Raw genomic sequence first — 20,980 nt, forward strand, 5'->3', positions numbered from 1 at the left:
GGTTTAACTAAGTAGATGAAAAGCCTATCGGCAGCAAAACAATTCCGGCTCACGAATGTTAATTTTTCATACCATAAAACTTAAAGTATGAAACAATTCATCACCCTGCTACTGTTATGGAGTGCCGGCATTTCCAGCGTTTATTCACAGGATAAAGACAATCTGAAACCCTTTCCTCCGGCCTGGAAGGGCATGGAAAGGTACGTCATCGAGCTGCCTGCCAAAGACAAGGAAGACAATTTCCAGGTAGAAGTTATGGCGGGCAAAACCATGAAGGTGGATTGCAACCAGCACGGCCTGATAGGTCGGTGGGTAACCAAAGATGTCAAAGGGTGGGGCTATACCTATTACCAGTATGTTTCATCCGGCAACATGCGTTCTACCCTGATGGCATGCCCCGATAAAAAGCTGACGGATAAATTTATTTTTGACACCAGACAGGTCCGATACAACAGTAAGCTGCCTATTGTAGTGTATGTGCCCAAAGGTTTTGAGGTAAAATATAAAATCTGGGAGAGAGGAGAAGAGGAAAAGGACGCTGTGATAAAATAATCTCACACATCATAAAAACGAATTTAGCCCAGGACTTAAGTCCTGGGCTTTGTTTTAGGAGAAACCCCATTTTCATTGATGGCTTCTATAGAGAAATAGTAGGACTGTTCCTTATCCATGCCTTTGAAAAAATAATCGTTGGCATTGTGTACCATGATGCAGTTGTACAGTTTATCGGGTGCAATACCGAAGTAGATATTATACGCATAGGCGTTGTCTACCGGTTCCCATTTGATCCAGGCGCTGCGTTTATCCTTTTCTGTAGGCAGTACCACAAACGATTTCACAGAATCGGGGAGAGGTCCGTTACCATTGCCAAATACACGCAGTCCGCTGATAGCGAACTTACCGCTGGGCATATGGATGTTTTCCAGTTTGATATAACGGGCTTTCACCGGCCGTGGCAGTTCTATATAGTCGTGTGGTACATCCGACAGATTATGGCTTTTATCTGCCAGTACCTGCCATTTTTTTCCATCCAGCGAATAATGGAGGATGTACTGATGATAGATGTCTGTTTGTTTGCCCAGGAAGATGGCATCCTGATCAGCGTAGTTGATTTGCACGGCATGTACAGTGCTGACGCTACCCAGATCTGATTGCAGCCATTCCCCTTTGTTGCCGGTGGCAGCGCTCCAGTAGGTTTTGATGTTTTCATCTACTGCATTATTAGGCAGGTATCCACCCAGTGTAGACGATACCGTTACAGGTTTGTTGTAGTTGAGTAACATCCAGCCGGTAAAGGATTTCCGGTCGTTTTCAAAAGAGGCGGAGTTGTTGCCTCTGTTGAGGTAATGCGGATAGTCGCCGAATACGGTGTTGCAGTAAAGCACATCATCTTTGTCGAAACCTGCGGGCCAGATGCCGAGTCTTCTCTCAAAGCTGTTCTTCACGGAAATGACCATGGTAGACACATGCCACCAGTTGCCTTTGGTGTCCTGGAAGGTGCTGCCATGGCCGGCGCCACGGGCAAAGCCTCCGGGCTTGAAGGAAAACGGATTATGAGCCTGCGGTGTAAAAGGTCCCAACGGATGGTCTGATACCACTACGCCGTCTGCATATCCGCTGAACTCCGTTCCGGGTGCGCCATACTGCAGGTAGTATTTACCATGATGTTTGGTCATCCAGGCTCCTTCAATAAACGGATCGAGGAAAGTGTTGTCCATATATTCCCCGAAACGCTGCCATCCGTAACGTTCGTGGTTCAGCAGATAAAGTTCTTTTCGGGCGCCTTTCAATTGCAGGGTTTTGCGGTCCACCTCTCCGCCATACAACGGATAACTGTTGCTGCTGCCGTTGTACTGATACAGTTTTCCGTCATCATCCAGGAAGAAGGCGGGATCCCAGCCGCCGGCTTCAAAGGAGTCTACAGCTTCTTTCCACCGGTTGCCTTTGGGATCGGTGCTCATCCATATAGGAAAATTGCTGCTGTAGGTTGAGCCAAATACCATCATGGTATCTCCCATCACCCATACAGCGGGTGCACAGAGGTCATCATACACCTTATGCCATGGTTTCAGAAATTTACGGGACACAAAATGCCATTGGCTGAGGTCCGGGCTCCACCAGTATCCCCACTGGTTAGTGGAAAAAAGGTAATAGTCTCCTTTATAGGTGACGATGACAGGATCGGCTGTGGCTCTGTGTTTGCCCCATTCTGTAAAGTTGGGGATGGGGCAGTAGCCGTAGTCCACGTTCACCGGATTGCAATAGGTGGTCTGTGCTTGCGAAGACAACAGTACTGTGCTGAACAGCAGTGTTGTCAGTATGCGGAGCGCGGTCATCATATCCTGTTATTTTAAATACGGACTGCTGATGTCCAGTTTCTTTAATCCCTGTTGTATCTCCGGGCAGCTCATAAACAGCTTCCATAACAGTCCGCTGCGGTAGTTTTCTATCATCACGATGATCGGTCCCTGATCGATGGCCAGGTGTGACTGGGCGTACCATTGCTGTGTTTCATTGAAGGCATCGGTGAAGCCGTACTGGCTCCAGATCTTGTTGCCCAGCTGATAATAAAAATGTTTCAGCGCCTGCATAGAGTATTCCGGTGTATAAGGAAATGCTGACAGGGCTGCGGTAGGAGTGATAGTACCGTGATCATTTTCCGGTGAATGAGCGTCGTACCCGTTGTAGGTATCGCTGGCGGTGAGCCCCCAGGAATCGGGGCCAAAACCTTTAAAGCCTTTGGGGTTGCGTACGCAGTATTCCCGGTTGATGAGGGTATGGTTTTTGTTTTGCTCCCAGTAGTCGGCATAGCGATCTTTTAATCCCCGGGGATCAAGGCCCATAAAGGAATAGTGGGAGAAGAACAGTGGTCCGCCGTAATTGAATCCCAGCGGCAGTTTGATGTCGAAGTAAGAACGGTTGTTACGGAAGTAGGAGCTGTTGGCCCAGCCCTGGTGATATACTTCCGGTTTGATCGCATACTTCGGAGAGGAGGCCGCCATGATATAGGTGATAAAACATTCGTTCCATCCTCTGAGTTCATGGTTCATGCTCCAGCCGTTGTTGGGGCTCCAGTGCCAGTAAAGCACGTTGCGTCCGTCGCGGGTAAACCAGTCCCATTCGGCTTCGTTCCAGGTCCAGTTGATTTTATTGCGCAGTTCCTGTTCCTTCGGTGTGTCGCGGTTGAAATATTGCCGGGCGGAGAGTAATCCTTCAAAGAGGAAGGATGTTTCCACGAGGTCAGCACCATCGTCTTTGCGGCTGAAGGGGATGGTTTTGCCGGTGGCACCGTTGAGCCAGTGTGGAAAGACACCGTGGTAACTATCTGCTTTCCGGAGGAAGTTGATTATTTTCAACAGCCTGTCTGTCGCGGCGTCGCGGGAGATCCAGCCTCTTTCGGTGGCTACGATGATGGCCATGATACCGAAGCCGGAGCCGCCGGTGGTCACTACTTCATCACCATAATCAAATGATTTGTTGCTGCGTTCGCGGGCCAGGCCGGACACCGGATGTGCATAATCCCAGAAATAACGGAAGGTTTGTTTTTGTACAAGGTCCAGCAGGGCACTGTCGCTAAGGTTTTGCTGGATGCGGAAGTCTGTTTTTTCAGCACTTTGTTTTACCTGTGCCTGCCCACCAAAGGTGAGCAGGCATATCAGGCATATATAGGTCACAGTTCTCATGACATATTTTTTAATAGCCGGAATTCTGTGTCAGTTTACCGGAGCTAATATCAATTTCAGTTTGTGGTACCGGGAACACTTCATTTTTACCGGCTTTGAATCCTAAAGGACCGAATACCTGTGGTGCTCTGCCCTGGCGAATTACGTCGAAAAAGCGGTCGCGTTCCATCGCAAGTTCTATTTGTCTTTCGTGCCAGATGGCGAGGCGCAGTTGTGTCTGGTCGGTGGTGGTCACATCCGGGAGGATACTGTTGTCACCGCCGCGGGCTCTGGCTCTTACAGCATTGAGGGAGCTGAGGGCCTGGCCGCTGTTACCCAGTTCATTGGCTGCTTCTGCATTCATCAGCAGTACTTCTGCATAACGGATCACGCGTATGTTCTGGTCGGCGCCTTCGTTATAACCGGATTGGTACTGGGTGAAGGGAACATATGATTTGTAGTTAAAACGACGGTTGATACCAGCCATTTTGATACTGTCTCCTTCGGCGGTGATGGTACCTCTGAAGAGGATGGTACCGTTTTTCCTGGGATCACCGGGTTCATAAGCATCCACCAGCGCCTGTGTGGGGGTGTTGAATCCCCAGCCGCCGCCTACCTGGCTTTTTACGCCCTGTATCTGGGAATACTGTGAGTTGGATGCATCTTTGTTGCCGATGATCGTCTGACATTGAATCTCAAATATAGACTCTGAGCAGTTTTCGTTGGGAATACGGAACATCTTCTCATAATCCGGGAAAAGCGTATATCCGAGCGCCATTACCTGATTGGTGTAGTTGAGTACGTCCTGCCATTTTTTCTGATACATGGCTACTTTAGCGTGCATGGCCAGTGCAGCGCCTTTGGTGGCCCTGCCGATGTCGGTGGCGTTGTAGCGTTCCGGCAGTACAGCAGCAGCTTCTGTCAGGTCTTTTTCAATGGCGGCCCATACCTCTGCTTTGGGTGAACGGGGAAGATCGTATTCTTCCGGTGTTTTAGGCACTTTTAAGCGAAGCGGCACATCACCGAAGGCACGTACCAGCCTGAAGTGGGCATAGGCCCTGAGGAATTTGGCTTCTGCAAGGTAACGTGTCTTCAGGGTTTCGTCCATTTTGATACCTGGTACATTATCGAGTATCTGATTACAGAAGTTGATTTCCTGATATTGTCCTTTCCAGAAATCAGCAACCTGTCCATCGCTGGCGGTGACTGTAAAGTTGTCGAAGTTGTTGAAGAAGCTAGCATCGTTAGGATCGCTACCTTTTTCTGTTTCATCTGATCCCAGGTCTTCTACGCCCAGTGCGGCAAAGGCTACCTGCCGCCATTCGTGCAGGTTGGCATACATCGCGTTGACAGCCTTGGTGGCATCGGCATCGGATTTCCAGAATTCCTGCGCTGGTTGCTGGCCTTGTGGTGGCACATCCAGAAAACTCTTGCCACATCCGGCAGTGAGGGTCAGCAGCACCGGCAGTACGTAGCCGGCAATACGGTTTATATGTAGTGGTTTATTACTTTTCATGGTCATCATCTTTAAATTAGAAGGTCACATTTACACCAAAGTTGTAAGTAGCATACAACGGATATACGCTTTTGTCAATACCAGCACTGATGGGCTTACCACCGATTTCCGGTGAGAAACCACGGTAGCTGAAGAAGTTAAAGGCATTCTGTGCATTTACGTATAGGCGCAGACGTTGCATTCTCCAGCGGTCGGTGATGGTTTTAGGCAGGGTATAACCCAGCTGTATGTTTCTGATCCGGAAGTAGCTACCATTTTCCACAAAGAACTGGTTAGGCAGATAGTTCTGGCCGCCGCCAATATTGGCAGAGGGATAGGTGTTGGAGGTGCCTTCACCATGCCAGCGTTTGTCATAAAACTCCTTGGTGAAGTTCTCGTTGCCAAAGCGCAGTCCCAGGTTGGCGTTGTACACGTCTACACCGGCAACACCCTGGAATTCCAGTGCCAGGTCGAAGTTTTTATAGTTGAAAGTAGTGTTGATACCATAAGTGTATTTGGGATTGGGGTTTCCGATAGGTACTCTGTCTTTCGCATCTATGACACCGTCACCATTCACGTCGCGGTATTTGAAGTCGCCGGGTTTGGCTTTGGTTTGGGCAGAGGCATCTACTTCTGCCTGGTTCTGGAAGATACCATCAACAATATAACCGAAGTACTGACCGATTGGCTGTCCAACAATAGTGCGGGTAGCCAGTGCACCACCGGTAGAGGCGTCACCACCACCATAGATGGGGTTACCACCGGTATTTACAGACAATACTTTGTTGTTGTTGATGCTCATGTTGGCTCCTACTGAATAACTGAAGCCATTTTTCAGATCATCTTTCCAGTTGGCGGCAAATTCCCAGCCGCGGTTCTGAAAGTCGGCCTGGTTGGCGGTGATGGTGCTTGATTGTGTACCTACAGAGCTGGGGAAAGGCACGTCAAAAATGGCCTGTTGTGTTTTACGATTATAAAAACCGGCTTCTACAAACAGTCTGTTTTGCAGTACGCTGGCTTCTATGGCGATATCTGTTCCTACTGCACGTTCCCAGAAAAGCTGTGGCGGAACGATAGTGTTGATGCTGGCGCCTGTATTGACGATGCCGCCGAATATCGCTGTCATGAATGGATCTTGTGTAACCCGCTGCACGGCCAGGAAGTTAGGAACGGAAGCATTACCGATTTTACCCCAGCTGCCACGCAGTTTCAGGTTATCGAATATTTTGGTGTTTTTCAGAAAGGGCTCTTCACTGATAACCCAGCCCAAACCTACAGAGGGGAAGTATCCCCAGCGGTTGTCACCAAAGAATTTGGAAGAACCGTCGGCACGCATGGAGGCGGTCAACAGGTACTTATCCTTATATGAATAGTTGAGGCGTCCGAAATAGGAAGCTACGGTGTACAGATCGCCTTCATCAGTGATAGAGCGGCCATCGGTGTTACCCAGGCGGAGGTACATATCACCTTCGCTGCTGTTGGGCACATTGTCTGCGGTCGCAATCAGCTTGTAGAATTTGTATTGCTGGGCTGACTGGCCGGCCAGTACACGCAGATTATGATCACCAAATTTATTGTCATAGGTGAGCGTATTTTCCACGATCCAGCTCTGACGGTTGGAATTGGTGCGTGTCAGTTTGCTGACATTGTTGAACTGGTTGGTAGTGGCCTTGTATTGAGGCGCATAGTTCCGGATAAGACTGTCTCCGTATTCACCGCCAACGCTGCTGTGGAAAACAAAGTGTTTCGCAAAACGAAGGTCTGCATAAACACTACCAGTCACCATTTTGCGTTTGGTGGTTTGGTTATAGAAGTCCAGGCTGGCCTGAGGGTTTTTACCCGCGCCGGTACCAAGGTTCAGTTTGTCAGGATCACCATAAGACCCGTCAGGATTCCGCACAGAAAGTACGGGAGCTGAAGTATATAGCTGGCCCAGATAAAAGTCCGGGATGTCGTTTGTATTATAGGCAGTAGCGGTGACAGTATAACCTATTTTCAGCGGGTCAAATACCTGGAAATCATTTTGCAGACGGGCGGTCACACGGGAGAAATCATTGGTTTTTACCAGCCCGTCCTGTTTCAGGTAGCCCAGGGAGAAGTTATAGGTGGATTTTTCTGAACCACCGCTTACAGATATCTGATGATTGGTGACAAGGGCGTTTCTCATCTCTTCCTTAAACCAGTCAGTACCCTGGCCATAGTCGTTAGGATTCAGGCGGAGGGAGTTGTTGTTGATAGCGCTCAGCTCATTGATAATAGTGGCATATTCTTTTGCATTGGCCATTTTTACCTTGTTGGTAGCTTTCTGCATACCCACGAAACCATTATAGTTGACAGTGGCTTTTCCTGCTTTGCCTTTTCTGGTAGTGATGAGTATTACACCATTAGCTGCACGGATACCGTAGATAGCTTCACTGGAGGCATCTTTCAGGATGCTCATGTTTTCAATGTCCGCCGGGTTGAGGAAACTGATATCATTATACCAGACACCATCAACTACGTACAGTGGGCCAGAATCGCCATAAACAGAGCCTGTACCTCTGATGCGGATAGTGGGAGCCGCGCCGGGTTTACCATCGTTCACGATCTGTACGCCGGCTACTTTGCCCTGCAGGCCGCTCATTGCGTTGGCTACGGGTTGTTTGCTCACTTCATCACCCTTTACCTGGGTAATGGAACCGGTGATGTCTACTTTACGTTGTACGCCGTAACCCACTACCACTACCTGTTGTACCTGGCTGATAGCTTCTTCCAGGGCGACATCGATGGTCTGGCGGTTGTTAATAGCTATTTCCTGGGAGGTGTAACCGATGAAACTTACTACCAGCGTGCCGTTGTCGGGCACGGTGAGGGAGTAGTGTCCGTCAGGGCCGGTGACAGTGCCTTTGGTAGTACCTTTTAAGCTAACGGTGGCGCCCGGAATAGTGCTGCCGTCATTTTTGCTGGTCACTTTACCGGTTACTTTGATCTCCTGTGACATGATCACCACCAGGTTGTTTTCGATGAGTTTATACCGGAGGGAAGTACCGGCGAAGACGGTGTTCATCACCGCATCCAGACCGGAATTGGTCACATCAACATTTACTTTTCTTCTGATTTCAGTCAGAGCATTATTGTACAGAAAACGGTAGTTACCCTGCTGTTCAATACTACTCAACACTTGTGCGATCTCCGTTTTTTTCAGCTTAAGGGTGATGGTCCCTTGTCCCTTTAGTGCTGCTGATACCTGGAGAAAACACGCCAACAGTAATAACGTGGTGAGTTTCATAACTAAGAAAGCTTTTTTTAGGGCATAGGAATACCTGTCCCTAAATTTTAGCGATATTTTCATACTTTTAAATCTAGAGGTGAAATGTGATGGAAACCTGCAGCTTAGCGTGTTGGCAGGTTTTCCTTTTGATCTTCGGCGGGAAATGTTGGCGCATTTCCCGTTTTTGTTTTTTGGTTGTTATTTCAGGAGCTGTTAATCTGGTGTGACTTCATAACGTTTTTACTGTTAGTAGATAATGATTGTATCGTGCTGTATCTCGTAGTGAAAGCTGGCTGTCATCTGTAGCGCATTTAAGGCCTGCTGGACTGTTTCGAGCGCAAATACACCGGTAAACCGGAGCTGTTGCTGCTGCTCATTCCTGAACTGGATGGTTATCCCGTAAAACCGTTCCATCTGCTGTGCCAGTTCGGCAAAAGACGCATCTTTAAATACCAGTTTGTTTTCCATCCACGATGTTTCCGTGATGGCGGTAGTTTGTGCTGCATAGTAAGACACATGACTGAGCGTTATCGCACCGGAATCTGTAGTAGTGGCTGTTCCTGCCGGACGTGCTGCAGGTGTCCTGTTCAGTACCACGATTTTTTCACTGGGTTTAAGAATGATCCGGGCAGCCTTGTCTTTGACGAAAGCTTCTATGCTGCCGGATATCAATGCGGCTTCGGTGGTTTTGTCGCCCGGATAGGACCGGATGTTGAACCGGGTGCCCAATACACGGATATCCATGTTGGCGGTGTGAATGATAAAAGGATGATTTGCCTGTTTGGCGACATCAAAGAATGCTTCACCGGAGAGGGTCACACTGCGGTCGGTTTTTCCGAAATCCTTGCTGTACGTAAGTTTGCTGCCGGCATTCAACCATACGTGGGTGCCGTCGGCCAGTTGTATGGAAGTGCGGGAACCATTTTTAGTGGCCACTTCACTTTGTACAGTGGGTATGGTGCTGGAAGAAGACCACCACCAGGTGCCGAGGGCTAATACGATGCCCGTAGTGGCTGCGGCGGCCCACAGGTAACGGCGGTAGCTACGTACAGGCGTAAGCGATGTTGCAGGGATAGTTCCAATAGAGATGCCCTGGGCTTGCATACGGCTGATATGCCGGATATGTGCATCTGCGGCCTGTTCCTCATGGCTGGCGGCAGTAGTTTTTTGCCACAGTTCATCTACCAGACCGGCAGGCAGCTCCAGATCAGGGTTTTCCCTGAGTAACGACGCCAGCTCCTGCAGTTCTGCTGCAGTAGCTTCGTTGGCCAGTTTCCTTGCCATCAGTTCCCAAATACGTCTGGTATTCATAACGTGAAATAAAATGCTCTACCTATAGGATCTCTTTTTTCACAAAATCTACCAAAAGGAAATAAAAAAAATTTCAGGGCTGCAGCCGCTGTGTTTTTTTGAAGGAAGTATTGATGGCGCGGGCTATCCTGGCCAGGGCTATGGCCAGTTGGTTGTCGATGGTTTTGATGGAGATATTAAGGATTTCAGCGATCTCCTTGTAACGGAGACCATCTTCCTTGATGAGTTTGAAGATGAGTTTACAGCGGGGAGGGAGTTCGCTCACCGCTTGTTCAAAGCGGGCCAGTAGTTCGGCGCTGATCAGCTGTTCTTCCGGATTGTAGTGTGGGCTCTCCATATCCGGTGTGATCTCATCGAGTGACAGCGCTGCTTTTTTCTGCTGCCGCATCAGGTATTTGAGCGCAATATTTTTAGTGCTGACGTAAAGGTATACACGCAGATTGTCTATCTGTTCGAGCCGCTGACGGCCTTCCCATATATTGATAAACACATCGGATACTACCTCTTCTGCTATTTGTCCGGAGTGGACAAAAGAATTGGCAAACTGTACCAGTGGCTCATAGAAATGCAGAAACAGCTCCTTATAAGCGGTTTCATCGTCATATAGACTAATACGGCGCTGCAGTTCCGGTATGTTGTTGGCAGGGAGCATCTGGCATAAGCTGCTTGGCGCTCAAGATAAAATAAAAATCAATACCGGCCGTCAACAGTGATAAATGTCAGTGTTCCGCTTTGCCCGGCTGTGCTGGTGATATACGGTAAGCACAGCGTCTGGCACCCGACAGTAAATGCTCCACACGTTTTACCTGTGTGTCTTTTCCCATCACAGTGCGGAAGGTTTCCAGCTCTGCTGTACAGAAGCCCTGGCATACTTCAGCCGCTACACAGATAGGGCAATGGTTTTCAATCAGCATATAGCCGTCACCGTCTTTTTCCACACAGGCCATGTAACCTTCTGCATCACGGGCTTCTGCCAGTTTATTGATTTTACCTTCCAGTGTGTTTTCACTCCCGGTGGCCTGCAGATATTTATCCAGACTGGTCTTTTTACTGCTTTCTATCACCTGCTGCAAAGCCTCCGGCCCTAAGGTGTCCCGTATTGAATTAATCAGGCGGACGGTCAGCTCTGCATGGGAATCAGGAAAACGGCAGTGCCCCAGTTTGGTAAGCGACCATATTTGTTGTGGCCTGCCCTTGCCTTTGGATACGGAGGTGGCTTGCAGTAGCCCTTCGTTGGCCAGCTTCAGCAGCTGAAAGCGTGCACCCTCCACCGTTATGCCCAGCGCTTCCGCCACCACTGCCAGTGGCTGAGGACCTTTGGACTTTAATATCAACAACGCCTTTTCATTCTCCTGAAAATTATTATTCATAATAAACAAAGTGTTTATTTGGTTTATTCACAAATTTACTATTTTTGCATCAGATAAACAATTCAATCGCCGGAAATCCGCTCCTGCACTGACAGGGGTGGCCATTTTCAGCCTTCATTCCCGTGCCCATACAGAATGGCAAGCATACCTGCTGCAGTACCCGTACTGCGGAACGGCTGCGCCATGCTCATCCGCAACGGTGTTATTAAAATCACGAAACGATGCAAACATTATCACACAAAACTGTTGCCATAGCGGTGCTTTCTATACTGACAGCCTGCGGCAACAATAAACCGGCAGCCGATTACGCCAGTGAGCCACAGCCTTTTCAGGTAGTAACATTACAACCAGCTGCCGCCACGCTTAATACAGACTATCCTGCCACCGTACGCGGTCAGCAGAACATAGAAATAAGACCCAAGGTAGATGGTTATGTAGCACAGATACTGGTAGACGAAGGTGCTACCGTGAAAAAAGGCCAGCTGCTCTTTAAAATCAACGCACCGCAATATGAGCAGGAAGTGCTCACCGCACAGGCAGCCATCAAAAGCGCCGAAGCCGCTGTCAACACCGCCCGCATGCAGGTCCGCAAGGTAACGCCGCTGGTGAAAAAAGAGATCGTCAGCAACTACGAACTGGAAGCAGCAGAACTGGCAGTGCAGGCCCGCGAAGCCGAGCTGGCCCAGGCCAGAGCCAGTCTTCAGAATGCCCGCGTCAACCTGGGATATACTACCATCTACAGTCCTGCTGACGGCGTGATTGGCTCCCTGCCTTACAAAATCGGCAGTCTGGTGGCCAGCAACAGCGAACAGCCCCTGACCATTCTCTCCGATATCTCTAACGTACACGTATACTTCTCTTTTACAGAAAAGCAGTTTCTCGACCTGGCCGGCAACGATGCCAGCGCCTCGCTGGAAACACAACTTAAAAAACTGCCGCCTGTACAGTTGATACTCGCTAACGGTAACGCCTATCCGGAAAAAGGACAGGTGGAAGCTACCGGTGGCCAGATCAACACCGGCACCGGCGCCATCAGCATGCGCGCTACATTTCCCAACAAGGCAGGCCTCATCCGCAGCGGCAGCAGCGCTGTGGTCCGTATCTCCCAACCGGTAGCCGATGCCATCGTAGTGCCCGCTAAAGCCACTTACGAAATGCAAGGCAAAAAATTTGTCTTCACCGTGGATGCCGCCGGCACTGCCCATGTCCGAGAAATACAGGTAGGTGAACAGTCTTCCGGCAACGACTATATCGTCAGCAGCGGCCTCCGCTCCGGCGATAAAATCGTCACCGAAGGAATCGGCTCCCTGAAAGACGGTACTAAAATAAAACCAGTGGCAGCACCCACTACTACCGCCGCCAGATAAGGATTTGTCTGCAGAACATGTTATTCCGGTATCGGTATATCCCCGGTGCCATAGCTACTGCTTTGTCTTTTTAAAAATGATTGTATGCTGAAAAAATTTATCGATAACCCGGTATTGTCTACTGTCATCTCCATTATCATTGTGATACTGGGGTTGCTGGGACTGCTCTCTTTGCCCATCTCACAATATCCGGAAATAGCCCCGCCCACGGTGGAAGTAACCGCCGCCTACCAGGGGGCCAACGCTGACGTAGTCATGAAAAGCGTCATCATCCCGCTGGAAGAACAGATCAACGGGGTGGAGCACATGACCTATATGACGTCAAAAGCGAGCAACGACGGCACGGCCGTGATCACGGTCAATTTTAAACAGGGCACCGATCCCGACCTGGCCGCTGTTAACGTACAAAACAGGGTGGCCAAAGCCACTGGCCTCATGCCGGCGGAGGTGATCAAAACCGGTATCACCACCACCAAAAAACTCAATAGTGAAGTGTTTGGTTTCCTGTTGTACAGTGAAAACAAATCCTATGACGAGAACTTCCTCGATAACTACATGCGCATCAACATTATCCCCGAACTGAAAAGAATACCTGGTGTAGGAGATGTGCAGACATGGAGTGATCGGGCCTATTCTATGCGCATCTGGCTTCGCCCCGATGTAATGGCTTCCTATGGCCTGGTGCCAGACGATGTGATCGCCGCTCTCGCAGAACAGAACATAGAAGCAGCCCCCGGCAAACTGGGCGAAAACAGTAAAAAAGCATTTCAGTACATCCTGAAGTATACCGGCCGCCTCGAAAAGCCCGAACAGTTTGAAGATATCGTCATCCGCGCTACCGGCAATGGTCAGCTGCTGCGCCTCAAAGATGTGGCAGAAGTAGAACTGGGTGCTTTTAACTATACCATGAGTCTTAATGCACAGGGGTATCCTGGTTCCGGTGGCGGTGTTAGTCAGACGGCCGGTTCCAATGCACATGAAGTGGTAAAGGAAGTGGAAAGAGTATTCGAAAAAGCCAAAGCCAATTTCCCGCCGGGCGTGAAGATGGCCGTTTTCATCAACGTGAACAATTTCCTCGACGCCTCTATCGCCAAACTGATACAAACCATTTTTGAAGCTTTTATCCTGGTGTTCATCGTAGTATTCATCTTCCTGCAGGATTTCCGTTCTACACTCATCCCCGCTATCGCTGTACCAGTGGCTATTATCGGTACCTTCTTCTTCCTGAAGATATTCGGGTTTACACTGAATCTGCTCACGCTTTTTGCGCTGGTGCTGGCCATCGGTATTGTGGTGGATGATGCCATCGTAGTAGTGGAAGCGGTACATGCCAAACTGGACCAGGGCGCCAGGTCCGCCAGGAAAGCAACGATGCACGCGATGAGCGAAATCAGCACAGCCATTGTTTCTATCACCCTCATTATGTCGGCGGTGTTTGTGCCGGTAACCTTCATCACTGGTTCTGCAGGGGTGTTTTATAAACAGTTTGGTCTCACACTGGCAGTGGCTATCATCATCTCCGCAGTCAATGCACTGACGCTCAGTCCAGCACTCTGCGCCATCCTGCTCAAACCACATGATCCCGCAGCACATGCTAAAAAGACCCTGCTGCAGCGGTTTTATACTGCTTTTAATGCTGGATTTGCTGCTGTAACGGGAAGGTATATACGTATTGTAAAATTCCTGATAGCCCGAAAATGGCTGGCACTGGGCGCTATCGCCGTGTTTGCCGGTATTCTGGTGTTTTTCCTGAAAACAACACCTACCGGTTTTGTACCCAACGAAGACTCCGGCGCCATCTATGGGGATATCATCCTGCCACCCGCTTCTACCATGGATCAGACATTGAAGGTCCTGGATCAGATAGACAGCATCTCCCGTGCAATGCCTGAAGTGGCCGTTACCTCCGGCGTGACTGGTATGAACCTCATCAGCGGTACCGGCGGCTCCTATGGTGCCATGTTCATCGCCCTCAAACCATGGAAGGAAAGGACAGGGCCAGGCCAGGACATCAACAGCCTGGTAGCAAAACTGTTCCAGCAAACAGCCTCCATTAAGGGAGCCAACATCATCTTCTTTGCAGCACCTACGCTGCAGGGTTTTGGTAACAACAGCGGCTTTGAAATGCAGCTCCTCGACAAAACAGGCGGTAGTTATAAAGACTTCGGCGCAACAGTAAACAAGTTCATGGAGCAACTGAACAAACGCCCGGAAATCATGTACGCCGCTACACCTTTTAATACCAATCTGCCACAATATGAAGTGAAGGTAGATGTGGCCCGCTGTAAGGAAGCCGGTGTAGAGGTCAACAGCCTGCTCCGCACCATGCAGGGATACCTGGGTGGTATCTACGCATCAGACTTTAACCGCTTTGGCAAACAATACAAGGTGTTGTTACAGTCCAATCCCAACTTCCGCGCGGAAGAAACAGATCTGAATAAAATCTTCGTCCGCAATAACAAAGGAGCAATGGCGCCGGTATCTGCTTTCCTCACCCTGCAAAAAACCAGTGGTCCGGAATTCATCAACCGCTTTAATCTGTATACTTCCGCTGCCGTATCAGGAGCGCCCAACAAGGGTTATAGCTCCGGCGATGCTATCAGGGCTATTAAAGAAGTAGCTGCAGCCACGTTGCCACGCGGTACAGACTTCGACTTCAGTGCCCTGACAAGGGAAGAGATCTCCAGTGGTAGCCAGACCATGCTCATTTTTGCTTTGTGTCTGTTGTTTGTTTATTTCCTGCTGAGTGCTCAATATAAAAGTTATATCCTGCCTTTTGCAGTACTGCTGTCATTGCCGATAGGGCTGGCAGGCGCTTTCCTGTTTGCCCGCCTGGCAGGCCTCGACAATAATATCTTCCTGCAGATCAGTCTCATTATGCTGATAGGGTTGCTGGCCAAGAACGCCATCCTGATAGTGGAGTTTTCTGTGCAACGGCGTAACAGCGGGTTAAGCCTGGTAAGGGCAGCGATCTCCGGTGCAGCCGCGCGTTTGAGGCCTATCCTGATGACATCTTTTGCTTTCATCTTCGGCTTGTTGCCGCTGATGCTGGCATCCGGTGTAGGTGCGCTGAGTAATCGCTCCATCGGCACCGCAGCCGTAGGTGGCATGTTGATCGGTACCGTGTTCGGTGTATTTGTGATACCTGCACTCTTTGTCCTGTTCCAGGCTTTGCAGGAACGGATCAGCGGTAAAACACCCAGAGAGAAAGAAGCGGAAGAACTGCTGGAAGAAATGGCGATGTAATTTTTCTGATTTTAAAAGTAACAACGATGAACAACAAATATACCTGGCTGGTGGCAATTGTACTGCTGACAGCTGCCTGCAAGGTCACTGAGCGCTACCAACGGCCGGAACTCCCTGCTGCAGCGCAGTACCGCGATCATGCCGGTACGGATACCAACACGATTGCAGCCAAACCCTGGCAGGAATTTTTTACGGATACACTATTGCAACAACTAATTGCACGAGGTATCCGTGAAAACCTGGACCTCAAAATGGCCATGCAGCGTATTGTGGCGGCACAGGCAGCCCTGAAACAGAGTAAGCTGGCCTTTCTTCCGGATGTTAATGCAAATGCTTCTGTTAAACAGTCCAGGCTGGCCTTCCCGCAAGGGTATGGTCTGGTAAATAATGCTACACAGTATGATGTGGGTGTCACTGCCAGCTGGGAAGCGGATATATGGGGTAAACTACGTAGCAGCAAAAGAGCCGCACAGGCAGCGTTATTAAACACTGTGGCTGCACAGCAGGCCATACAAAGCAGTCTGGTGGCTGATATCGCCAGTACGTATTATACACTGCTGGCACTGGACCAGCAACTGCTGGTATTACAGCAAACGCTGGATAACAGAAAAGAAGATGTGAGCAGTATGCGCGATCTGAAAGCCTCCGGTGTGGTAAACGGTGCTGCAGTAGTACAAAGTGAAGCCAACCAGTACGCCGCTGCCGTAGCCATTCCTGATGTAAAACGACAGATCAGAGAAACAGAAAATGCGTTATCCATACTCCTGGCATTACCGCCAGGACCCGTGGTCCGCAGCGTGATGTCGGCCCAGCAGTTGCCGCAGGACCTGTCTACCGGCGTGCCCGCTCAACTGCTGCAATACCGGCCCGATGTGAAAGCCGCGGAATATGCTTTCCGTCAGGCTTTTGAAAATACCAATATTGCCCGCACGGCCTTTTATCCTTCCCTCAGCATCACTGCTGCCGGTGGTTTCTCCAGTTTCGACTTCAGTCAGTGGTTCACCAACAGCGGCCTGTTTGGTAATATCATCGGCGGACTCACACAGCCTGTTTTTAACAAAGGTCTTAACAAAGCCCGGCTGGCCACCGCCACCGCCAGACAGCAGGAGGCATTATATAACTTCAGTAAAACTATGCTGACAGCAGGGAAGGAAGTATCAGATGCCCTTTATTCGCTGGCATCTGCTTCAGAAAAAAAGGAAAGTCGTGAAAAACAGCTGGCATCACTGGAGAAAGCAGTAGACTTCACCAAAGAACTGTTGCGTTACAGCTCTGCTACCAACTATACAGATGTGTTAACCTCTGAACAGAATTTATTAAGCGCACAGATGGGCGGTATTAATGATCAGCTGCAGCAATGGCTGGCGGTGATTGCATTGTATCGTTCCCTTGGCAACGGTGATTAATACTGATTTTACTGATGTTCCTGATGAGCGAAGACAAAAGCGAAGATCAACAAGAAGATGATAAGACCAACAGCCAGGCATTTTTAAGTAAACAGGTTTTGCAAGTCTTCGCTTTAATCTTCGCTCATAAGGAACATCAGTAAAATCAGTATTAATCACAGTTTCAGGAATTAATCACAGTTATGAGTTGAGTATAATATTCAGCCAGTGGACCTTTCTTTTTGGCCAGTGCGGCGATTTTGTCTTTAGCTCCCCAAATAAACCAACACAGATGTTCTACCTCATAACCTTCCAGGGAAGCTGTGTTTTCCAGCAGTAGTGCCATGTTTTCGGCTGTTTCAAAGGCTTTCAGCTCTTTAATGGGTTTGATGTTGTCTGATGCGCATTGCAGTAAGTCCAGGAGAGTAGGGATGGTGCCTGGATGTACGCCATACTGCTGTACAAACTTCAGGAGGAAATGGTTTTGAACAGACTGGTGTTCATCGTCTACCTGTTTGAGGTACTCGCGCAAGAGCGGGAAGTAACTGTCACTGGCCAGTGCCAGGCCAAATATGGCGTAGGTACCAGGACAGCAGCATTGTTCTGCTTCCACATCATTGTACCATTCAAATTCGTGACGGATAGCCAGTCTGACATATTGCTCCAGTAGCGGGTACAGTCCGGGGTATTGCAGGGCATTGGCAAAGAAGCGCTGGGTAGATGACTTGCCCAGTCCTTTGATAGGAAGAACTTCTTTGTTTTTGGATTTGCATTTTATTTCGTAGCTGGGCGGGAAGTCTTTTTCCAGCAGGTTGCAGATGAACGTAATAGCCTTGCCATAAGATTCTTCTGTTTCATTTTTAAATGCAATGCTGAAAGTGGTAAATACATCGTTGGCGGTACAGGTAAGGTCAGCATCGCTGTATTGCATATCCTCCTTGCTGAAGGTGCCGCTGCCGGTTTTCAGGATGTTGCCGGCCTGTTTGCTGCCCAGCTCTTTGGCTTTTTCGATGAAGCCCACCCCGTTAGGCCTGCTGTAATTGGGTTCATACCGAACGATGCTGATACCTGCATAGGTTAGCAGGTCGAGCTGTGATTCGGAAGGCACCGGCCGCTGACCGGGATCTATTAAGGTATATACCGGGCCTGCCCAGCCGTTGCTGGCAACGTTATAATACACCGGCAGAAAATGTTCTTCTACCCAGCATCTGAGCGCATAGGTGATATAATGCTGATGCGTACGTTGTAAATCTTTATTGCTTTTGTTGAGCTCACGTATCTTTTCAAAAATAGCTTTGATGGCTGGCACGTCTGGCTCCGGGTATAAGGCCGGAGAAAGCAGATGCTGTGCCAGGAAGGTAGTGTCCAGATCTTTGGTGGGATGCTGTCCTTCTTTTATTTTTTGGGTGAGATAAAGATCTATTTGTTTTAATAAGGCTGTTTTTTTGACTTCGCTGGTTGTTTTCAGTGCGGTCAGTCTAAGGAATTTTTCGTCGATCCTGAATTTGGCGAATACTTCAAACTTGAAGTCCAGCAAGGGATTGTTATCGTAAGTGCGATACAGTTGTTCCAGCTGTTGCTGCAGGAGCGGCATCAATTGCGCCACATCTTCGGCGGTGAGCGGAGCATCCGGGAAATCGGTTCCTTCGTATTTCAGGTCGGGCCGGCTATCTCCTTTATCAATAAAACAATGCACGGCTCCTTTGTAATAAAAAAAACGTACATAATTGTATATGCCGGATTGCAGGGTAGAGCGGCGGGTGATATTGACAGCGTCGGTTCTCTCGTCCATCTTCTGCAGCAGTTGGCCTACGGCAGTGGTAATATCGTTGACAATCGTCTGGTGGCGGTTTTCCATGCGGGTTAAATTGAATGAAACTTTTTTATCGGCAGCAAATTAGGAAAAATACCAGTCATTCTGTGGAGTAGGAATGATTATATGATATTTATCAGGACGACGTGAAAGTGAACAGACTACCTTTGTATATATAAATGTTTGTTATGTTACTACCTATAGTTATTAATACCTGTGTTTTTATTTTTTTATCAGCAATTCATTTTTATTGGGCTTTTGACGGAAAATGGGGAGTAGGCGGTGTAGTGCCAGTGAATGCAGAAGGCCGGCAGATGCTGGACCCAGGCAAGTTTGGAACGATAATAGTGGCGCTGGGACTCCTCGCTTTTGCACTGGTAACAGTTGGGAATACGGGTGTTTTTGATGCCCTGGTGGGCAGAAGTGTGATCATCTGGGCCACCAGGGGTATTGCACTGCTTTTTACGCTGAGGGCTATCGGAGATTTCACCTATGTAGGCTTCTTCAAAAAAATAAAAAATACAACCTTCGCCCGCAATGATACCCGGATATTTTCTCCGCTTTGTGTGCTGATCGCTGTATTGAGTATCATGGCGTCTATGGCATGATAAGATGTTAACTCTCCGGAGGTAAAAAGTCATTTATCAGAGAACGCAGTGCTATCAGTAGTTCAATGATGAAAAGGAACACTCGTTCCAGCGGGTATCTTATAACCCGTCCGAAGTTATAACACTGCTCCATAGAATTTTTTGTAGTAGGCAAATTTCTGTGACATGGTTTTCCTTGTCTCCGGAAGACCTTCGTTATGTAGTTTTTTGAACCAGGTAAGTACTGTTTCACTGAATTGATTATATCCCTGTGCATAGGTGATAGCGTCTGTGAGTTTGCAAGTGGTGGCGTCGTCCTGCTGCCAGTAGGCTGCTATGGCCTGACATATGCCGGGAGTGAGGGTGGCGTCGTAGCATTTTACCAGGCAACGGGCGCTGAGGGCTGCTCTGTCGGGATAATTCATCAGCAGAAAAAACAGGAAGTGTTTCAGGGATGTTACATCGGATCCGTTCAAATGTAGGGCGGCCAGGTCCGGGCGATGGGATAGCGCCTGCTGAAAAGTTGCGTCGTCGTATTTATTCATAGCATGTCTTTCCAGGAGCAGCGCGAGATCGTTGATAGCGGTGATATGGCTGTCAGACGGGGCTTGGCAGTCTGCTGTTAACTTTTCCAGTAATGTTTGCATGTGAAATAATTAATTACGGTTTCGTTCTTTATCTTCGTAAAGAAAGTGCATTTTCGTTATAAAAAGAACGAAATCGTTTTATTTTTAACCGGAACCGTTTAATTGTATGAGCCAGTTACTGGAACTTATTGCTGAATGGGAGGCTTATTCGGAGCATGTCGGAAAACCGGCAGTAGCTGATTTTTGTGAGCATTACCTGCGCCGCCATGCTAAGAAGAAAAAAGAAAAGACCGCCATCCCCGCACACGACATGGACGGCGTAATCACCGAACTGGTAGGCCGCATGAGCGCCATGCACACCACCTACGCCAAAATGATCCTCAAAGAGCTCCCGGATATTGAGCTGGAATGGTTTTACCTGCTCAACATCATCAAATACAAAAAAGAAGCAAAAAAAACCGATATCATCAGCCTGGGACTGATGGAACAATCCACCGGCATCGATATCCTCAACAGGATGCATAAAAAAGGCTTTATCACAGAAAAAAACAACCCGGAAGACAAAAGGGCCAAACTGATCAGCATCACCGACAAAGGAAATACCCTGCTCAAAAAAATCGGCAGCTACCTGTATAAAGTGACTTACCTGTTGTACCATGATGTACAGGAAGAAGATAAACAGGCGCTGATACGCATTTTGGGCAGCTTACAGCACCGGCATCAGCAGGTATTGCTGGAAAACAAACACCGCAAAATAGATGAGGTGCTGCAACAGCTATACGGAAAAGATGCACCGGAGGAAGCGGCCGCCGCTTTCAGCAAACAGATAAAACAAAAGGAAAAGATAATGGCCTCCCAAAAAGGAGAGCAGGTAGACGATATCATTCGATCACTTTATAAATAACCT

Annotated in this window: 15 protein-coding genes; 6 read left to right on the forward strand and 9 right to left on the reverse strand. The window is 48.8% G+C overall.

Annotation, left to right across the window (positions count from 1 at the left end):
• Positions 1-87 precede the first annotated feature (87 nt).
• On the forward strand, positions 88-552 hold the full coding sequence (eco, locus tag DF182_RS20995; RefSeq protein WP_113617766.1) for a serine protease inhibitor ecotin: 465 nt from the start codon (positions 88-90) through the stop codon (positions 550-552).
• Positions 553-587: 35 nt separating this feature from the next.
• Here the strand turns inward: eco and DF182_RS21000 are convergent, their stop codons facing one another.
• The 7 genes from DF182_RS21000 to DF182_RS21030 form a co-directional block, all read right to left on the reverse strand.
• Positions 588-2,339: a family 43 glycosylhydrolase gene (locus DF182_RS21000; protein WP_211327177.1), complete on the reverse strand. Its 1,752-nt coding sequence runs from the start codon at positions 2,337-2,339 to the stop codon at positions 588-590.
• Positions 2,340-2,345: 6 nt separating this feature from the next.
• Positions 2,346-3,683, reverse strand: coding sequence for a glucoamylase family protein (locus DF182_RS21005; protein ID WP_113617767.1), 1,338 nt, complete (start codon positions 3,681-3,683; stop codon positions 2,346-2,348).
• 10 nt (positions 3,684-3,693) lie between these two features.
• Positions 3,694-5,178, reverse strand: coding sequence for a RagB/SusD family nutrient uptake outer membrane protein (locus DF182_RS21010; protein WP_113619674.1), 1,485 nt, complete (start codon positions 5,176-5,178; stop codon positions 3,694-3,696).
• A 16-nt stretch (positions 5,179-5,194) separates the two neighbouring features.
• Positions 5,195-8,425, reverse strand: a complete 3,231-nt coding sequence (locus DF182_RS21015; protein ID WP_161964201.1) for a TonB-dependent receptor — start codon at positions 8,423-8,425, stop codon at positions 5,195-5,197.
• Between the two features lie 228 nt (positions 8,426-8,653).
• Positions 8,654-9,718, reverse strand: coding sequence for a FecR family protein (locus DF182_RS21020; RefSeq protein ID WP_113617769.1), 1,065 nt, complete (start codon positions 9,716-9,718; stop codon positions 8,654-8,656).
• 73 nt (positions 9,719-9,791) lie between these two features.
• Positions 9,792-10,370: an RNA polymerase sigma-70 factor gene (locus DF182_RS21025; RefSeq protein ID WP_113617770.1), complete on the reverse strand. Its 579-nt coding sequence runs from the start codon at positions 10,368-10,370 to the stop codon at positions 9,792-9,794.
• 67 nt (positions 10,371-10,437) lie between these two features.
• Entirely contained in the window at positions 10,438-11,088 is a 651-nt protein-coding gene (locus tag DF182_RS21030) for a helix-turn-helix transcriptional regulator (RefSeq protein ID WP_113617771.1), read from the reverse strand.
• A gap of 221 nt (positions 11,089-11,309) precedes the next feature.
• On the opposite strand from DF182_RS21030, the gene DF182_RS21035 reads away from it, so the two are divergent.
• The 3 genes from DF182_RS21035 (at position 11,310) to DF182_RS21045 (ending at position 17,107) form a co-directional block, all read left to right on the forward strand.
• Positions 11,310-12,455, forward strand: coding sequence for an efflux RND transporter periplasmic adaptor subunit (locus tag DF182_RS21035; RefSeq protein WP_113617772.1), 1,146 nt, complete (start codon positions 11,310-11,312; stop codon positions 12,453-12,455).
• Positions 12,456-12,539: 84 nt separating this feature from the next.
• On the forward strand, positions 12,540-15,701 hold the full coding sequence (locus tag DF182_RS21040) for an efflux RND transporter permease subunit (RefSeq protein WP_113617773.1): 3,162 nt from the start codon (positions 12,540-12,542) through the stop codon (positions 15,699-15,701).
• Positions 15,702-15,727: 26 nt separating this feature from the next.
• Positions 15,728-17,107, forward strand: a complete 1,380-nt coding sequence (locus DF182_RS21045; protein WP_113617774.1) for an efflux transporter outer membrane subunit — start codon at positions 15,728-15,730, stop codon at positions 17,105-17,107.
• A gap of 163 nt (positions 17,108-17,270) precedes the next feature.
• Here the strand turns inward: DF182_RS21045 and DF182_RS21050 are convergent, their stop codons facing one another.
• Positions 17,271-18,944, reverse strand: a complete 1,674-nt coding sequence (locus DF182_RS21050; RefSeq protein ID WP_113617775.1) for a DUF6138 family protein — start codon at positions 18,942-18,944, stop codon at positions 17,271-17,273.
• Positions 18,945-19,087: 143 nt separating this feature from the next.
• Here DF182_RS21050 and DF182_RS21055 point away from each other — a divergent pair, with 143 nt between their 5' ends.
• The gene (locus DF182_RS21055) at positions 19,088-19,507 is read left to right on the forward strand and encodes a DUF3995 domain-containing protein (protein ID WP_161964202.1); all 420 of its coding nucleotides are present in this window, start codon (positions 19,088-19,090) and stop codon (positions 19,505-19,507) included.
• 116 nt (positions 19,508-19,623) lie between these two features.
• On the opposite strand, the gene DF182_RS21060 is transcribed toward DF182_RS21055, so the two are convergent.
• On the reverse strand, positions 19,624-20,133 hold the full coding sequence (locus DF182_RS21060; RefSeq protein WP_113617777.1) for a hypothetical protein: 510 nt from the start codon (positions 20,131-20,133) through the stop codon (positions 19,624-19,626).
• A gap of 106 nt (positions 20,134-20,239) precedes the next feature.
• Here DF182_RS21060 and DF182_RS21065 point away from each other — a divergent pair, with 106 nt between their 5' ends.
• Positions 20,240-20,977, forward strand: coding sequence for a MarR family winged helix-turn-helix transcriptional regulator (locus DF182_RS21065; RefSeq protein WP_113617778.1), 738 nt, complete (start codon positions 20,240-20,242; stop codon positions 20,975-20,977).
• Positions 20,978-20,980: the final 3 nt, after the last annotated feature.

Origin of the sequence: Chitinophaga flava (assembly GCF_003308995.1) — a bacterium.
In the GTDB taxonomy this organism is placed as follows: Bacteria; Bacteroidota; Bacteroidia; order Chitinophagales; family Chitinophagaceae; genus Chitinophaga; species Chitinophaga flava.

Coding starts and splice junctions, on each gene's coding strand:
- DF182_RS21030 (WP_113617771.1), bottom strand. CDS start 11,088: ATGAATAATAATTTTCAGGAGAATGAAAAGGCGTTGTTGATATTAAAG.
- DF182_RS21045 (WP_113617774.1), top strand. CDS start 15,728: ATGAACAACAAATATACCTGGCTGGTGGCAATTGTACTGCTGACAGCT.
- DF182_RS21065 (WP_113617778.1), top strand. CDS start 20,240: ATGAGCCAGTTACTGGAACTTATTGCTGAATGGGAGGCTTATTCGGAG.
- DF182_RS21000 (WP_211327177.1), bottom strand. CDS start 2,339: ATGATGACCGCGCTCCGCATACTGACAACACTGCTGTTCAGCACAGTA.
- DF182_RS21025 (WP_113617770.1), bottom strand. CDS start 10,370: ATGCTCCCTGCCAACAACATACCGGAACTGCAGCGCCGTATTAGTCTA.
- eco (WP_113617766.1), top strand. CDS start 88: ATGAAACAATTCATCACCCTGCTACTGTTATGGAGTGCCGGCATTTCC.
- DF182_RS21035 (WP_113617772.1), top strand. CDS start 11,310: ATGCAAACATTATCACACAAAACTGTTGCCATAGCGGTGCTTTCTATA.
- DF182_RS21060 (WP_113617777.1), bottom strand. CDS start 20,133: ATGCAAACATTACTGGAAAAGTTAACAGCAGACTGCCAAGCCCCGTCT.
- DF182_RS21005 (WP_113617767.1), bottom strand. CDS start 3,683: ATGAGAACTGTGACCTATATATGCCTGATATGCCTGCTCACCTTTGGT.
- DF182_RS21010 (WP_113619674.1), bottom strand. CDS start 5,178: ATGAAAAGTAATAAACCACTACATATAAACCGTATTGCCGGCTACGTA.
- DF182_RS21055 (WP_161964202.1), top strand. CDS start 19,088: ATGTTACTACCTATAGTTATTAATACCTGTGTTTTTATTTTTTTATCA.
- DF182_RS21050 (WP_113617775.1), bottom strand. CDS start 18,944: ATGGAAAACCGCCACCAGACGATTGTCAACGATATTACCACTGCCGTA.
- DF182_RS21015 (WP_161964201.1), bottom strand. CDS start 8,425: ATGAAACTCACCACGTTATTACTGTTGGCGTGTTTTCTCCAGGTATCA.
- DF182_RS21040 (WP_113617773.1), top strand. CDS start 12,540: ATGCTGAAAAAATTTATCGATAACCCGGTATTGTCTACTGTCATCTCC.
- DF182_RS21020 (WP_113617769.1), bottom strand. CDS start 9,718: ATGAATACCAGACGTATTTGGGAACTGATGGCAAGGAAACTGGCCAAC.